14 protein-coding genes are annotated in these 14434 nt (G+C 63.5%); 8 read left to right on the top strand and 6 right to left on the bottom strand.

Annotated features, from left to right (window positions below; all coding sequences use genetic code 11):
* Positions 1-3: 3 nt before the first annotated feature.
* Positions 4-441: a GNAT family N-acetyltransferase gene (locus tag LNV07_RS07600; protein WP_263570580.1), complete on the bottom strand. Its 438-nt coding sequence runs from the start codon at positions 439-441 to the stop codon at positions 4-6.
* 60 nt (positions 442-501) lie between these two features.
* Here LNV07_RS07600 and LNV07_RS07595 point away from each other — a divergent pair, with 60 nt between their 5' ends.
* A complete protein-coding gene (locus tag LNV07_RS07595) occupies positions 502-1035 on the top strand; it encodes a choice-of-anchor A family protein (RefSeq protein WP_263570579.1) in 534 nt (177 codons plus the stop codon).
* Between the two features lie 63 nt (positions 1036-1098).
* Here LNV07_RS07595 and LNV07_RS07590 read toward each other — a convergent pair whose 3' ends face one another.
* On the bottom strand, positions 1099-3009 hold the full coding sequence (locus LNV07_RS07590) for a winged helix-turn-helix domain-containing protein (RefSeq protein WP_263570578.1): 1911 nt from the start codon (positions 3007-3009) through the stop codon (positions 1099-1101).
* A 117-nt stretch (positions 3010-3126) separates the two neighbouring features.
* On the opposite strand from LNV07_RS07590, the gene LNV07_RS07585 reads away from it, so the two are divergent.
* Both LNV07_RS07585 and LNV07_RS07580 read left to right on the top strand, forming a co-directional pair.
* Positions 3127-4167: a formylglycine-generating enzyme family protein gene (locus tag LNV07_RS07585; protein ID WP_263570577.1), complete on the top strand. Its 1041-nt coding sequence runs from the start codon at positions 3127-3129 to the stop codon at positions 4165-4167.
* 282 nt (positions 4168-4449) lie between these two features.
* Positions 4450-4794 (top strand): DMT family transporter, encoded by a 345-nt coding sequence (locus tag LNV07_RS07580; protein WP_263570576.1) that lies wholly within the window; start codon positions 4450-4452, stop codon positions 4792-4794.
* Between the two features lie 6 nt (positions 4795-4800).
* On the opposite strand, the gene LNV07_RS07575 is transcribed toward LNV07_RS07580, so the two are convergent.
* Together LNV07_RS07575 and LNV07_RS07570 are read right to left on the bottom strand one after the other, a co-directional pair.
* Positions 4801-5856: an AraC family transcriptional regulator gene (locus LNV07_RS07575; protein WP_263570575.1), complete on the bottom strand. Its 1056-nt coding sequence runs from the start codon at positions 5854-5856 to the stop codon at positions 4801-4803.
* Positions 5853-6779 carry a GGDEF domain-containing protein gene (locus LNV07_RS07570; protein ID WP_263570574.1) on the bottom strand — a complete coding sequence of 309 codons (927 nt, stop codon included), beginning with the start codon at positions 6777-6779 and terminating at the stop codon, positions 5853-5855. The genes LNV07_RS07575 and LNV07_RS07570 overlap by 4 nt, the downstream gene beginning before the upstream one ends.
* 223 nt (positions 6780-7002) lie before the next feature.
* On the opposite strand from LNV07_RS07570, the gene LNV07_RS07565 reads away from it, so the two are divergent.
* Complete coding sequence (locus LNV07_RS07565) at positions 7003-9528, top strand: TonB-dependent receptor (protein WP_263570573.1); 2526 nt, start codon at positions 7003-7005, stop codon at positions 9526-9528.
* The gene (locus LNV07_RS07560) at positions 9528-11087 is read left to right on the top strand and encodes a phytase (RefSeq protein WP_263570572.1); all 1560 of its coding nucleotides are present in this window, start codon (positions 9528-9530) and stop codon (positions 11085-11087) included. Before LNV07_RS07565 ends, LNV07_RS07560 begins: the two co-directional genes overlap by 1 nt.
* Here LNV07_RS07560 and LNV07_RS07555 read toward each other — a convergent pair.
* Positions 11079-11732, bottom strand: coding sequence for a Vat family streptogramin A O-acetyltransferase (locus tag LNV07_RS07555; RefSeq protein ID WP_397545533.1), 654 nt, complete (start codon positions 11730-11732; stop codon positions 11079-11081). The genes LNV07_RS07560 and LNV07_RS07555 overlap by 9 nt on opposite strands.
* Positions 11733-11753: 21 nt before the next feature.
* Positions 11754-12665, bottom strand: a complete 912-nt coding sequence (locus tag LNV07_RS07550) for an MBL fold metallo-hydrolase (RefSeq protein ID WP_263570570.1) — start codon at positions 12663-12665, stop codon at positions 11754-11756.
* A 102-nt stretch (positions 12666-12767) separates the two neighbouring features.
* On the opposite strand from LNV07_RS07550, the gene LNV07_RS07545 reads away from it, so the two are divergent.
* The 3 genes from LNV07_RS07545 to LNV07_RS07535 all read left to right on the top strand — a co-directional run bounded on the left by LNV07_RS07545 (position 12768) and on the right by LNV07_RS07535 (position 14417).
* Entirely contained in the window at positions 12768-13223 is a 456-nt protein-coding gene (locus LNV07_RS07545; protein WP_263570569.1) for a MerR family transcriptional regulator, read from the top strand.
* Positions 13224-13352: 129 nt separating this feature from the next.
* Positions 13353-13766 (top strand): hypothetical protein, encoded by a 414-nt coding sequence (locus tag LNV07_RS07540; protein WP_263570568.1) that lies wholly within the window; start codon positions 13353-13355, stop codon positions 13764-13766.
* A gap of 279 nt (positions 13767-14045) precedes the next feature.
* Positions 14046-14417, top strand: coding sequence for an HPF/RaiA family ribosome-associated protein (locus LNV07_RS07535; RefSeq protein WP_263570567.1), 372 nt, complete (start codon positions 14046-14048; stop codon positions 14415-14417).
* The last annotated feature ends 17 nt before the right edge of the window (positions 14418-14434 follow it).

Raw genomic sequence — 14434 nt, 5'->3', positions numbered from 1 at the left:
GGGCTAAGCCGGCGCGCCGCGTTTGTAGACGTCCGGGTCCAGGCGCTCCATAAACGCCTGTGGCTTGGCCGATGGCGTGAAGCCGAACTGAGCATAGAGCTGCGGCGCGGTGCTGGTCGCCAGCAAGAAGCGCCGCAGTCTTTGCAGTTCGGGATGCGCCATCACCGCCTCCATCAGGCGTTTGCTATGGCCTTGCCCCTGATGCTCGGGCAGCACGAACACATCGCAGAGGTAGGCGAAGGTCGCGCCGTCTGTGATCACGCGGGCAAAGCCGATTTGCGCACCGTCCAGGTAAGCGCCAAAACACAGGGAATGCTGCACCGCGCGCTGTACGGTGGCGAGCGGGATGCCGAGCGCCCAGGTTGACAGCTCGCTCAAAAAACGGTGAATCAAGGGCAGATCGAGCAGCGACTTGTCGCTGCTGATCGTAAGTGCACTCATGGGCGTGTAGGCGGATGGCGTGGTAAAGATGGGGCATCCTAACTGCTCCTGTCCAGGTCCTTGAGCCGTCTGGCCAGCACCGGCAGCAGTGTCAGCATCAGCAACAAGGGCAAGCGGGTCACCTCCAGCGCCCTGGCCAATAGCCAAGGCCTGGCGGTGTTTGACCTGAGCCGCTTTGACAAGCAGATCTTCTCCAAGGGCGAGTTTGCCTTTGAGCTGAACGGTGCCAACACCGTCATCTTCAATGTTGACGAGGCCAGCCTGAGTTTTGCCAGCAATTTTCTGAACGGCAGCGCCACCCAGTTGGGCGGCAAGGCGATCTGGAACTTCTACAACGCGAGCAGCCTGAACATCAGTAATCAGTTCGGCGGGACGATCTTGGCGCCCCTGGCCAAGCTGACCCATCACAGCAGCATCGAGGGCTCGGTCTTGGTCAATCAGTTGGACCAGCGCGGCAAGATCAATCTGCATAAATTCACCGGTGACATCACGTCTGCGGTCCCCGAGGCACAGAGTTCCGCGATGCTCTTGGCCGGCCTCGTTCTGGTGACTCGGGCGGTTCGACGCCGCCCTGTGCAGAAAACAAGGGCCTGAGTTCAGGGCCGCACATGCACGCGGGTTCCCGGCTTGAAGGCTTGCGATGTCAACAGCCGGGGCTCAATCGGGCTCGGTTTTGGCTTTGGCCTGCAGGCCCTTCAACGCCGCCTGGTTTTGACGCAGCCATTGCGGCGTAGCGTTCTTGCCGATGTAGTCTCGATAGGGCTGAGCAGCCTCCGCCGCACCGTCGGCCAGCCGCCGCTCGGCCAAGAACAGGGCCGCATCCAGCGTCGTCAGGTAGTCGCCGGCCAGATTGCCGGCCCGGAAGGCGGCCTCGGCCTTTTGCAGGGCCAGGCCTTGCTGCTTCGGCTGCGTGAAATGGATCCGGGCCAGCAGCAAGAGCTCGGCCGCATTGGGCTTGGGTTCGCGTTCCACCAAGGCAAGGGCTTCTGCACTGCGGCCCTGCTTCAGGTAGAGCTGTACCAGTTGCAGCATCGCGCGCTCCTTGGCGGGGGCGGCCTCGCCGGGGGCAAAGCGTTGCAGCGCGGCCTTGTAGAGCTGCTCGGCCTGGGCCGGAGTCGCGCTATTGAGCCCGGTGAAGAACTCCAGCTCTGCGTAGGACCAGGACGGCAGCTGGAGTTTGTCAAACAGCGCCCGGGTCTGTGCCAGGTAGAAATCCTGCTTGGTGTCGAGCTGGAATTTGTAGCTGGCCAGTGTCAGGGCGAACAAGAGCTCGGACTCACGGGCCGGGTTCTGCGCCGTTTGCGCCAGACGCAATGCCTGCAACAGCGTCTCCTCCAGAGCCGCGAAATCCTGCCTGATCAGGTGGACCGAAAAGTAGCGCTCCAAGGTGAGCGCTTGAAGGCGGGCGTCTTGCAACTCGCGCCCCAGGGCGAGGGCTTGGTCGAGCAGGTCCTGCGCCCGCTGGGTCTGCTCAGCCTCCAGGGCCAAACGTGCCAAGGCATGCAGGGCATGCACCTGATGCGGCAGATCTTGGGCCTGCTTGGCCTGCTGCAGTAACTCGTCCGCCCGCAGCTGCGCGGCTTGCGAATCACCGATGGCGAGCAAATTGCCGACCAGGTTGCGCAGAATGGGCAGGCTTTGCGGCGCCTCGCTGTGCAGCAGTTGCAGCTGCGCGTTGACGAGACGCTGGTCCTTGCTCTCCCACAGCACGCGCTGCGCTGCCACGCGGCGCAGCAAGGCGGCCAGTTGCTCTTCCAGCTGCGCCGCCGAGCCAGCGCTGAGATCGCCAAACCAACGATTTTCGCGACCCTGCAGGCTGAAACTCAGCAGCAGCTGGTCGCCATGCCGCTGCACCCGCCCGGTCAGCAGCAAGCCGGCCGTGCTCGTCGGCGCCGCAGCGCTGGTTGAGGCCGGCTGCTCAAACAGCGCTCGCGCGTAATGTTGCGGCGCGGCCATCAGCTGAGCCTCGCTGTACTCGGGCGGTGCGGCGCCCGCCTGCAGAGCGGGCTCGGCGCGCAGACGCTGCAGCAAGGCGGCTTGAAACTCGGCGCCCAAGGCCGCTTGCGCAGGCGCTTGAATCCTCAGCAACAAGGGCACCGGCTGTTGAGTCGGAGCGGCCGGCGCCCAGGCCTTGAACAGCAAGCCGAGCGCCAGCAAGAACAGCGCCCCCAAGGCCCCCGCCACCCACCAGCCCAATCGCCGAGGGCTGGGCGCCAGGGCTGCGGGTGAAACCCCGTCAAGCGCGGTATTGCTGTGCGAATCGCTTGCCGGCGCTTCAGTATCCAGGGCGATCTGCCATTGGTATCCCTTCTTCGGGAAGGTTTTGATGGCGTCCTCACCAAACTGCTGACGCAAATTGCTGACGGCCTGAAATACCGCCTGCTCGGAAACCACCTTGCCGGCCCAAACCGTGTCGAGTATTTGTTCCTTGCTCAATACCTGGCCGGGGTGGCCCAAAAAATAGGCCAGCAGTTTGGCCTCGTTATTGCGCAGTGCCAATATCTCCTCGCCCCGCCACAGCATCAGCGTGGCGGTGTCAAAACGGTACTGCGCGAATCGAAAATCCATGGGTTCGGGGGGCTCAGCGTCTATAAATTTTCTATACGCATCAAAAGCTAGGCTTTTGCTAGGACTCGGGGCGGCGGCGTCGCTTCAATAGCGGCTTCATCTTTCAGGACTTGCCGCATGAATAAAACCATCCTTCAAACCTCAAGCTCGATTGTGGCCATCAGTATCGCCGGGCTCGCCCATGCGGCCGGCGGGCCGATCGAACCCATTATGCAAACCCTGCCCGGCGGGAATTTCACGATGGGCAGCGACCAGCCGGTGCAAAACGGCCCCAAGGGTGAAGTCCGCCAGCTTAAAAGCATTGGTCCGGCACACCAGGTGACGGTGAAAGCCTTTCGAATCGGCAAGTATGAAGTCACCGCGCATGAGTTTCGCCGATTTGCCGAATCCAGTGGCTACCAAGCGCCCAAGGTCTGCAATCAGATGGCCAGCAAAGAATGGTTTGACGAACTGCCCGGCAATTGGGCCGGCAATAAACATACGAGCGGCGAATTCGAGCCGGTGACCTGTCTGGGCTGGAGCGGCGCTCAGGCTTATGTGGCATGGCTGGCCCAGCAGACCGGCAAAAAGTACCGCCTGCCCACCGAGGCCGAGTGGGAATATGCCGCCCGCGCCGGCAGCAACACGCCTTACTACTGGGGCGACGATATCGGCCGCACGCAGTCTTGTGCCTATGCCAACGTCGCGGACCAGTCCGCCGAGGCTGCCATCAAGCGCGACTACGACGGTTTAGAGTCCAAGAACCATATTGGTGTGGTGCCCTGTGATGACGGCGCCGGCTACGCCAGCGTGGTGGGCATGTACAAGCCCAACGCCTTCGGCCTGTACGACATGATCGGCAATATCAACGAGTACACCGCCGATTGCCAAAACCCGACCCACGAGGGCGCGCCGACCGACGGCAGGGCCCGCCTCGACGGCGACTGCAGCAAACGCGTGCTGAAGGGTGGCTCCTGGCACTGGCCGCTGTTCACGAGCGCCCAGCGCGGCTCGCGCGGCCCGGATCTGATCGGTGCGCTGGAAGGCTTTCGCGTGGTGGAGGAGTTGAGCGACGAAGCGCAGGCCAAGGCCGGCCAGCAGCTCTCGCCCGCCACTGCGGCGTTTGAGCGCGCACTGGCCGACGCCCAGAAGCAGGCGCTTGCCAAGCGCAAGCCTTGAGCCTTGTTGCCGGCCTGGCCGAAGGCGTGACGCCGAACTGCGCATAAAGCTGCGGCGCGGTGTTGGTGTGGTGACCAGCAAGAAGCGGCGCAGGTTCTGCAGGTCGGGGTGGGCAAAGATGGCGTCCGCACTGAAGACGCGGTTCGTATTGGTCGCCAAACGTCGCGCTTGCTGGCCATCCGTCGGACGCGAGCGCCGCCGAGCACTCGGCGGTTCTACAGTGTCGTCAGCGCATCGGCATTCCGCCTGTGCCGCCAATCACTGAGCTCATTCATCATCCCCATGTTTGCATCCATTTCACCTCCCTTTGCCTGGGGCCTGCTGGTCTTGGCCGGTCTGTTCGAGATCGTCTGGGCCATCAGCATGAAGGCTTCGGAGGGCTTCACCCACCCTCAGTACACCGCGATCACCCTCGCTGCTGCCTCGGCAAGCTTTTGGCTGATCGGGCTGTCACTGAAGGCCTTGCCGGTTGGCACGGCTTATGCGGTGTGGACGGGCATTGGCGCGGTCGGCGCTGCCGTTTTGGGGATCTTGTTCTTCAAGGAGCCGGCCACGCTGGCCCGCATCGGCTGCATCGCGCTGATCGTCGTCGGCATCCTGGGGCTGAAGTTTCTCAGCAGCGAGTAGAGGCCATCAAGCCAGCAAGCTCGGCACCAGCCCGGTCCAGCGTTTGAAGGAGCGGCGGAAGTTGCTGCTGTCGTGAAAGCCCAGTTGCGAGGCCACGACCTCGTTGCTGCGGCCCTGCAGCAGCAAGAGATAGAGCGCCACATGGGTGCGCACCTGGTCGACTTGGGCCTGGTAATGGGTGCCATGCTGGGCCAGATGGCGCTTCAGCGTCGCCGCGCTAACGCCGAAAGCGCCCGCAGCCTGATCAAGTGAGGGTGCGTCGCGGTAACGTGGCAGCAGATGGTCATACAGCGCCGCCAGCAAACCACGCGCTCGCGAGGCCGGCTCCGCGCCTTGGGCCAAGGCTTGTTCAGCCATGCTGCCCGGCACGCCGCGCGGCCAGGCCCTGGCGGCCAAACTCAAGGGCAGGCGCATGGCATCGACCTGGCAATCGAACTGCAAATCTTGCCCCAGAAACACCGCATGCTGCGACAGCTCGCGGGGCCGGGTGCGGTTGAAGCTGAAGCGCCAGGGCAGGCGCTCGGCGCCGAGCCATTGGCACATCGCCGTCACCGCGCTCATTTGCATATCGACGACAAAACCCCGCTGCGCCGCCGGCACGCCGCAGGCCTCGGTCCAGAGCAGGATCAACTCATCGCCATGCTGCAGCAGGCGCGGCGTCAGCAGCGGCGACAGGTGGCCCGCATGGCTCACCAGTAATTGCAGCGCATGGCCGAGATTGCAGGCCTGGGCCAGCGCGTGGCTGGGCAGGCCGTAATGGCCGGGCAGGCTCAATTGGCCCAGCACAAACGGCGTGTCGGCCGATTGCAGCTGCTGTTGCACGGCGGCCAGCAGGCTCAGCAACTGCTGCGGGCTGATCGGCGCATTGCCGCCCAGGCTGGCCTCGCGTTGCAGCGCAACGGGGTCCAGCCCGCGGCTGCGCGCAAACTCCAGCAGCAGCACCGGCCAATGGGCCCAGGCCAGGCAGCGCGTGCCGAGCTGGTAGGGCGTGCCGGGGCCCGCGCCCACCGGGGGGCACAGACCCAGCAGCGCTGCGGCCAGCGCCGGATCCTGGCCGCTCATCTGGCAGTTCTCATCAAACGAGCGTTCAGGCTCAGCAGCTGCTGCTCGGGTGGCTGGCTTGCGTCGAGCGGCGCCCAGGCGCGCGAGGCCCGCAGCTGCAGGCGCTGGCCGCCGCGGCTGTGGTGGGCCAGGCCGTTCAGCGCCTGCTGCAGATGCTCGGCCTGCAGCCGTGCGCCGTCGCTATCGGCGCCCGGCATCAACACGCAGAAGCGGTCGGCAGCAAAGCGGCAAAGCAGATGTTCGGGGTGCAAGTTCAACAGCAGCAGATGGCTGGCCGCTTGCAGAAGCCGATCGGATTCGGCCAGGCCCAGCTCGCGAGTCACGGTGTCGAAGCCGTCCAGGCTCAGCATTAGCAGGGCGCCGGGCCTCTGCATGCGCTGCTCCAGCGCGATTTGCGCCTGCAGATAGGCGGCATCGCCGAGCTGGGTGATGCCGTCCATGCTGCGGTGTTCGCGGAACAGGCGCTCGCGCTTGAGCAGTTGTTCGGTCAGCGCGCGTTGCTCCAGCCGCCAATGGTGCAGGCCCAGGGTCAGGAGCAGGGCACCCAGCGGGTTCAAACTCGATTCCAGCCAGTTGTCCCAATAGATCGCCTTGGGCAGATGCCAGAACTCGTCCAGCACATCCACCCATTGGCCCAGCATCATCGCGGCCAAACCCAGGCAGAGCAGATCGGTCACGCGCCCGCCGGGCCGGCTCAGGCGCAGCTGAAACAACCAGATCGCGGCCATCACGCCCATGCCGCCTTCGCCGGCGATGTCGACCCAGCGCCATTGCAGCAGCGGTTTTGGCTCACCAAAACTGGCGAATGCCCACAGCAGGGCCGCCATCGGCAGCGCCAGTAGATGCGCAATATGGGTCAGGCCCAAGACCGGGGCCAAGGGCGCCGGACGCAGGGCTTTCAAGGCCAGGGTCAGTGAGTGCATGGGCCGAGATGCTAATTAGCGAATGTGACAAGGCTTGTCACAAAGCGAGTTTGTGGTTCGTGGGGGTTCTAAAAGCTCAGGCGCGGGCGGCGCTTTGCGCTGATCCGGCCGCTGGCGGGGATCGGGCGCCGACTGTCACGGCTCAGACATTTGGCCTGCCTAAGGTGCGGCCTCAGCACTTCAGCCCCACCCACTTCCACCCCGATCGACAATGCCCACCCCCATGACATATCCATTCAATCCGTCCGTCCTCAGCCTTTGCTTGCTGGCCGCCTTTTCGGCCCAAGTTTCGGCGCAAAGCCAAACCACACCCGCCCCCAAGACGCTGGACACCGTGCTCGTCTCCGGCCAGGGCGCCAGCCTGCGTAATGCGCTCGCCAAACAGCAGTCGGCTCAGGGCATCATCAACGTCGTGCATGCCGACGGCATCGGCCAACTGCCCGACAACAATGCGGCCGAGGCCTTGGCGCGCATACCGGGTGTTTCTGTGGAACGCGACCAAGGCGAGGGCCGCTTCGTCCGCGTGCGCGGCCTCGGCCCCGACCTCAATGCCGTCAGCATCAACGGCACCCTGGTGCCCTCGGCCGAAGCCGACCGCCGGGCCGTCGGTCTCGATGTGGTGCCGGCCGGGTTGATTCGCTCCCTGGTGGTCACCAAGACCGCCACGCCGGATCAGGACGCCAACTCGCTGGGCGGATCGGTCGAGGTCAATACCTTGTCGGCCTTTGACCAGCCGGGCCGCTTCTTGACCCTGTCTGCGGGCCTGAACTACGCCGATTTGACGGGCAAGACCAAGCCCGCCGCGGCGCTGATCTATAGCGATCGTTTTTTCACCAACACCTTGGGCGTGGCCTTGACCCTGAGCACCGACGCGCGCAGTTTCGGCTCCGACAACGTCGAGACGGGCGGTGCCTGGGATCTCGCCGGTGCCAAGCCGGCGCTGAGCAAGCTGGAACGTCGCAGCTACACCATCACGCGCGAACGCCGTGGTGCCGCGCTCAATCTGGATCTGCACCCCGATGCTTTGCAGAGTTACTACCTGCGCATGTTCAGCAGCCGCTTTACCGACACCGAGCAGCGCCAGGCCCAAACGCTGGAGTTCTCGCCCGCCTTGGCGGAAGGTGCCAGCGGCTCGGCCAAGGCCGCGCGTACCTTGAAGGCGCGTGAAGAAGCGTCGCAAATCGATTCACTCAGCCTGGGTGGCGAGCGCCGCTGGGGTGACTGGAAGCTGCTCGCCGCCATCGGTGCCGGCCGCGCCAGCGAGGACAAGCCCGACACCTTGTCCGGCGCGACCTACAAGAACCCACTCAGCCAGAGCGGCCTGTCCTTCAAAGACAGCCAGCAGCCCATCGTCAGCGGCCCGGCCAGCATGGCAGGCGCCAAGGACTTCGCTCTGGACAAGATCAAGATGGAAAAGAGCCTGGCCACCGACCGCGAGCGCAATCTGAAACTGGACTTGCTGCGCGATCTGGAGTTATCCGGCGTGGACCTCGAGATCAAGGGCGGCTTCAAGCTGGCCCGGCGCGAGAAGAACAATGAGCGCGAGGTCTGGAGCTATGGCACCAAGGTGCTGGGCAAGCCGCCCTATGGTTTCAGCAAGGACCAGCTCGCTATGGGGGCGGTGGTCGCCGAGGGCATGCCGCGTTACCCTTGGGGCGAGCTGGGCCCGAATCTGAGCGATGCCGCGATTCGGCAGCTGATTGCGCCCTTGAAGGCGGCCGAGTTCCGTGTCGCCAGCGACTCCGCCGTCAATGACTACCGCATCGAAGAAAACACCGGCGCCGCCTATTTGCAAGCCCGCGTCGAGCTGAAGTCGACCCAAGTCATCACCGGCCTGCGCCATGAGTCCTTCAGCATGAATGCCAGCGGCACCGGCAACAAGAATGGCAAGCTGAGCCCGCAGCAGACCAGCACCAGCAGTAAGCATTGGCTGCCGGCGCTGCTGATCCGCCATGACCTCAAGCAAGACACGCAATTGCGTGCCGCCTACACCGAGTCGGTCGTGCGGCCGACCTTTGGCCAACTGACCCCCGGCTTTGTCATTGAAGACAAGACGGCCGAGTTTGGCAACCCCGAGCTCAAGCCACTGCGTTCGCAGAATCTGGACTTCGGTCTTGAGCGCCGGATTGACCGCGACGGCGCGGCTTCCGCCTACGTCTTCCACAAAGACATCAAGGACTTTGTCTACCGCAGCAATCTCGCCGGCCAAGGCGCTTGGGTCGGCTTCGACTCGGCCATCAGCTATGCCAATGGCGAAGCGGCCAAGGTCAGCGGCCTGGAGTTGTCCTATAGCCAGGCGCTGCGCCGCTTGCCGGCACCGTTCAATGGTTTGATCGTCGGCGCCAATGCGACCTTGGTGAGCTCGGAGGCGACGATTGGCGGCTTTGAAAAGGGCAAGTGGCAGCAGCGCAAGTTGGCGCTGCCCAGTCAGTCAGACCGCAGCCTCAACTTCAGCCTGGGCTGGGAGGGCTATGGCTTGAGCACCAGGCTTGCGGCCAACTACAAATCGGCGTACCTGCTGGAAGTCGGTGATGTCTTGAATCCGGCCAAGGACATGTGGGTTGATGCGCAAACGCAGCTGGACTTCTCACTGCGCTATGACATCACGCCAAAGCTGCAGATCAGCTTCGAGGCCTTGAACCTGAGCGACCAGCCCTATTACGTCTATGCCGGCCGCTCGGCGCTGAACTCGCAGTACGAGCAATACGGCCGCAGCTACAAGCTGGGTCTGAAGCTGGCGGTGTTCTGATGCGTGCGAATTTCTTGTTAGCCCTGCTCGGCTTGTCTTTGCTCTTGGGCCAGCCGGCCGTGGCCGCCACCTCGCTGAAGCTGGACAAAGCCGGCCTGCATTTGTTGGACGAAAACGGCCGCGAACTTGATAGTCTGAAGCTGCGCGCCAAGCGCTGGGATCAGCGTGTTGAAGGCTCACATGAGACCGTCGCCGTGCTGCTGGACGCCGACCGAGGCCGCCCGGTGCTGGTGCGCTCCGAGGGTCGGATCTTGCTTGCGCGCGATTTGCCCGAGCCGACCTTTGCGGTCGATGCCTTGTGCCTGCACCGCGATCCGCAGGGCTTGCTGCATTTGTTCCTGCTCGGTGAAGAAGGTTTGAGCGAGCAATGGCTGATCACCGACAAGGGTGCCCGCACCCTGCGGCGCCTGGCCACCGCGCCGTCACCCGAGGGCTGCCGGGTCGATGACCGACGCCAGGTCTTGCAGGTCCACGAGGCCGGGCTTGGCCTGTGGGAGCATGGCACCGAGGCCGAGGGAAAGCCGCAGCGCCGCCTCGTCAAAGTGCCGAGCAAAGGCAAGGCGGAGCCAGCGCCCAAACGCTACGACTGGCCGGTGCTGCAGGCCACGGCGCAGACCGATCCGGTCGAGCGCCTGGGCGACGCCGCCGATGATCCGGCAATCTGGCTGCACCCGCTCGACGCGAGCCGCAGCCGGGTCTTGGGCACCAACAAGAAGCAAGGTCTCCTGACTTATGACTTGAGCGGGCGTGAGCAACAGTTGCTGGAGGTCGGGCGCATCAACAATGTGGACCTGCGCCAGCGCATTCAAGCCGGTGGCAAGACCTGGGATCTGGCCGTCGCCACCCAGCGCGATGAAAACTCCCTGCTCTTGTTCGGCATCGACGCCGAAGGCCGGGTGAGCGAGTTGGCCCGCCTGCCCACCGACCTGACGGACATCTACGGTCTCTGCGTCGGCCGCACGCCGGACGGCCAGCTGGATGTCTTTCCTAACGACAAGGACGGCCGGGTTCAGCAGTACCGGGTCGAGCTGAATCCACAAGGGCAATGGCAGGCGCGGCTCTTGCGTGCCTTCAAGCTATCTAGCCAGCCCGAAGGCTGCGTGGTGCATGAGGCCGAGCAGCGCCTCTTTGTCGGCGAAGAAAAGCGCGGCATCTGGGCCGTCGACGCGCGCGCCGAAGTGCCGGCCAAGCCGCAGCTGGTGATGCCGGTGGGCGCGGAGTTGCAGCCCGATGTCGAGGGGCTGGCCCTCTATCAGGGCAAGCCCGGAGCCCCGAGCTATTTGCTGGTGTCCTCGCAGGGCAATCACAGCTATCTGGTGCTCGACGCCAAGCCGCCGTTCGCGCTGCGCGGCGGCTTTCGCATCGGCATCAATGCGCAGTTGGGCATTGATGGAACTTCGGAGACCGACGGCCTGGACGTCAGCTCGGCCGATTTCGGGGGGCTTTACGGGCAGGGCCTGATCGTCGTGCAAGACGGCCACAAGCGCCTGCCCGACGGGCCGCAGAACTTCAAGTACCTGCCTTGGTCTGAGGTGACCAAGGCCTTGAAACTACGCTGAACTTGCGCTGAGCTGCAGCGCGGCGACATCACCGGCCACAATCAAGGCGAGCTGTTCGGTGATGCGCTCGGGCGGCCAATCCCACCAGGCGATGGCCTGCAGCTGCCGCGCTACTTCATCGGTAAATCGTTCTTTGATCACTCTTGCCGGATTGCCTCCCACCACCGCATAGGCAGGCACATCGCTGACCACGACAGCACGCGATGAAATGATCGCGCCATCGCCAATCTTGACGCCCGGCATGATCAAGGCGTCATAGCCGATCCAGACATCGTTGCCGATCACGGTGTCGCCCTTGTAGGGCAAATCGCCCGGCTGCGGCGCGGCTTTCTCCCAGCCCTCGCCAAAGATGAAGAAGGGGAAGGTCGAGACGCCCGAGGTCTTGTGGTTGGCACCGTTCATGATGAACTTCACCCCGCGTGCGATGGCGCAGAACTTGCCGATGACCAGCTTGTCGCCGATGAAGGGAAAGTGATAGAGCACATTGCGCTCGAAGTTTTCCACGCCGTCCGGGTCGTCGTAATAACTGTAGTCCCCGACGGATATGTTGGGATTGGTGCTCAAGGCCGGTTTCAAGAAGGCGACTTGGGGGAAGCCGGGCATCGGGTGCGGGTTGTCGGGGCTGGGGCCGTGCATAGAGACCATTTCTTTGCTTGGAATGGATCGCTACTTTACCCACTGCGGAAAGTAGCCCAGCCGGTCTTGCGTAGCGCTGTCATGCGCCGGCACCACCAGCATTGCGGGCTCCTTCAGCATCAGGGCGCGCAGCTGCTCGACGCTGCTCTGCGTCTGCTCGGCGTGCCCATCCACCAAGGCGCCTGCGGCCCAGAACTTCGGCGCGCCGGCCTTGATGGCATCGACCGTCCAGGCCACATCACCGATGAAGAAGTAGACCTGCCCGCTGTCGACTTTCAAGAACATGCCGATCGACCCCGGCGTATGGCCGGGCATGGGCACCAGCACGACCGTGCCGTCACCAAACAGGTCGAGGCTTTGCGGATAGCCGCGATAGGGCTGCGGCTTGAATTCCAGCAAGTCCCATTTGATCGTCTCGCTGGCGATCTGCGATGCCCAGGTGCCGCCCGGCCCGCGCGTTGGATGGCGAATCAACGCCATCTCGGCGGCCGCCACGCTTATCTTCGCCTCGGGGAAGTCCAGCGTGCCGCCGGCATGGTCCCAATGACTATGGCTGAGAATGACCCGGCTCAGCGGCGCGATGCCGGCGCGGTCAAGTTGCTCGCGGGCCGGCAGCACGGGGGCCTCGTACTTGAAGAAGGGTCGCCACCATAGCGGCATATCCGCATGATATTGGCCGTCGATCTGCCGCCCCATGCCGGTGTCGAACAAGAAATATTCATCCCGGTGTTTGATCAAAAAGGCCGAGAAATTGGAGTCGATCTGTTTGGTGAAACTGCCGCCCGGCACCAGCAGGCCTTCCATCACGGCGACTCGGGAGGTCTTGATGATGGCGAAGCCGATTTCGGGGAGCTGGGGGGCCTGGCTTTGCGCGGCGTTGGCCGACCCAAGCAGCGCGCTTGCCATCAGCAACTGCCAGAAGATGTGGAGAAAAGTTCGCATAAGAGTGCTTGCCTGAGGGCTGTTGGACGAGATGAATGCGAAGCTTAAAGATTGGTCTATGCTCCAAGGTCAAGCCGCCGGCAACTCTTTTTCATCGCTTCCATGAACATCAGTCAACTCGCCAAGGCCTGCGGCATCTCTGCCGACACCGTGCGTTACTACGAGAAGCAGGGCCTGCTGGCGGCGCCGGCGCGGCTGGACAACGGCTACCGCAGCTATGCGCCGGCCCAGGCGGAGCAACTGCGTTTCATACGCGGTGCGCAGGCGCTGGGCTTTTCGCTGCAGGAGATCCGCACCATCCTGCCGCTGTTGGCGCAGGGCAAATTCGGCCGGCCCGAAATCGAGCAGCAGTTGCAGACCAAGATGACGCAGATCGACGCCCATATTGCGCAACTGCAGATCTTGAAGTGCGAGCTTGCGGCGACCTTTGCCGCCCTGCGCTGCGCGCCCGAGCGCGCGCTGGTGACGGACGATGCCGTCGCGCCCGACAGCGGCAGCGGCGCCGGCGCGGCGGTGCTCAAGCGCAGCTTTCGGCCGCCACGCTCCGCCAAGGCTTAGCCCCTTCAAGCGCGCAATGAATTGCGCCAGGACTCGCATCCGATCGACCGAGCGAGCGAGAGCTGCTTTGCGGTCGATGAGCGCAATTTTCATCGCTCTTTAGGAACGGCTGCGGACGCCAGGAACAAGATGGCCGCATCGACAACAGGCTTCGCCAAACGCCGGAAGCCGCTTTACTTGAACAGTTTCAAGGCGAGCACTATTGTTGCCGACGGGCTCCAACGGAGCAGGCAGCAGCAGCCATGCTGCAAACGCAAGTCCTTTGAAGGGATGAATATCATGAGCAACGCATCAAAATTCAGCGATCAAACTCGTTCGCGGGTGACATTCGCCTTGATTCTGCTTGGCGCCTCCGCCCTCTCGGTCATCGCCGCGAGCGTCGGGAACGACCAAGCGCACAACTCGCAATTGCTGGTCGAAGCGCCATCGGCCGGCGCCATCGCTACACCCACAGCAATGGACAACTCGGTACCCTCGGCCAGCGAGGTTTTCGCAACGGCCACCGCGGCGAAGTTTTCCGACGATCAGCCGGACGGTTTTTGAGAAAGCCTCCGCCCTTTCTCCGCGCATAGCGGGCACACGCCTAAGCTGAAAGTTTGACCTTGGAATCGGCAGAAGCAGCCCCATGTTTCCAATATGGGCTGTGCAAGGCGCCGGCTGAACAGGAGTCCGCATCGCCGGGACAAATGTCACGGGCGCCGAGCCAAAGCTCTGTTAGTCTGAGCCTGGGCTGATGGAAACCGTGACGGGTGCAAGGAGGCACCACCGGCGACATGCTTGAAGGCCTGTACTTCGCTCGTTCACTTGAAAGGGAAAGCATTTATGCAAGTTCTGCTCCAAACCGACTCGAATATTGAGGCCAGCCAGCAAATGGCCGATCACTTGAAGAGCGTCGCCAAAGACGCCCTCGACCGCTTCGGAGAACGCATCACGCGGGTCGAAGCCCATCTCAGCGATGTGAACGGACATGCCAAATCGGCCGAAAACGATATCCATTGCACGCTTGAAGCTCGCCTAACCGGCTTGGAGCCGGTGATCGTCAAGGAGAACGCCGGCAGCACCCATCAGGCGATTGACGGCGCGATGCGCAAACTCAAACGTGCTGTCGCAAGCGCGCTCGAAAAACATGAGCCGCGCAGCCACCGCACACCGGGTGAGGCGCTCGCCGCAGCGGACGAAGATTTAGCCGCCTGAGCAAACAACACCAGCCC

It is taken from the genome of Roseateles oligotrophus (genome assembly GCF_025717515.1).
Classification (GTDB): Bacteria; Pseudomonadota; Gammaproteobacteria; order Burkholderiales; family Burkholderiaceae_C; genus Paucibacter_A; species Paucibacter_A oligotrophus.
Note: the sequence above shows the minus strand (reverse complement) of the source record. Positions and strands in the feature narration are given on the sequence as shown.

Excerpts from the sequence above, each read along its gene's own strand:
- LNV07_RS07600 (WP_263570580.1), bottom strand. The coding sequence starts at position 441 with ATGAGTGCACTTACGATCAGCAGCGACAAGTCGCTGCTCGATCTGCCC.
- LNV07_RS07590 (WP_263570578.1), bottom strand. The coding sequence starts at position 3,009 with ATGGATTTTCGATTCGCGCAGTACCGTTTTGACACCGCCACGCTGATG.
- LNV07_RS07585 (WP_263570577.1), top strand. The coding sequence starts at position 3,127 with ATGAATAAAACCATCCTTCAAACCTCAAGCTCGATTGTGGCCATCAGT.
- LNV07_RS07580 (WP_263570576.1), top strand. The coding sequence starts at position 4,450 with ATGTTTGCATCCATTTCACCTCCCTTTGCCTGGGGCCTGCTGGTCTTG.
- LNV07_RS07575 (WP_263570575.1), bottom strand. The coding sequence starts at position 5,856 with ATGAGCGGCCAGGATCCGGCGCTGGCCGCAGCGCTGCTGGGTCTGTGC.
- LNV07_RS07570 (WP_263570574.1), bottom strand. The coding sequence starts at position 6,779 with ATGCACTCACTGACCCTGGCCTTGAAAGCCCTGCGTCCGGCGCCCTTG.
- LNV07_RS07565 (WP_263570573.1), top strand. The coding sequence starts at position 7,003 with ATGACATATCCATTCAATCCGTCCGTCCTCAGCCTTTGCTTGCTGGCC.
- LNV07_RS07560 (WP_263570572.1), top strand. The coding sequence starts at position 9,528 with ATGCGTGCGAATTTCTTGTTAGCCCTGCTCGGCTTGTCTTTGCTCTTG.
- LNV07_RS07555 (WP_397545533.1), bottom strand. The coding sequence starts at position 11,732 with ATGGTCTCTATGCACGGCCCCAGCCCCGACAACCCGCACCCGATGCCC.
- LNV07_RS07550 (WP_263570570.1), bottom strand. The coding sequence starts at position 12,665 with ATGCGAACTTTTCTCCACATCTTCTGGCAGTTGCTGATGGCAAGCGCG.
- LNV07_RS07545 (WP_263570569.1), top strand. The coding sequence starts at position 12,768 with ATGAACATCAGTCAACTCGCCAAGGCCTGCGGCATCTCTGCCGACACC.
- LNV07_RS07540 (WP_263570568.1), top strand. The coding sequence starts at position 13,353 with ATGGCCGCATCGACAACAGGCTTCGCCAAACGCCGGAAGCCGCTTTAC.
- LNV07_RS07535 (WP_263570567.1), top strand. The coding sequence starts at position 14,046 with ATGCAAGTTCTGCTCCAAACCGACTCGAATATTGAGGCCAGCCAGCAA.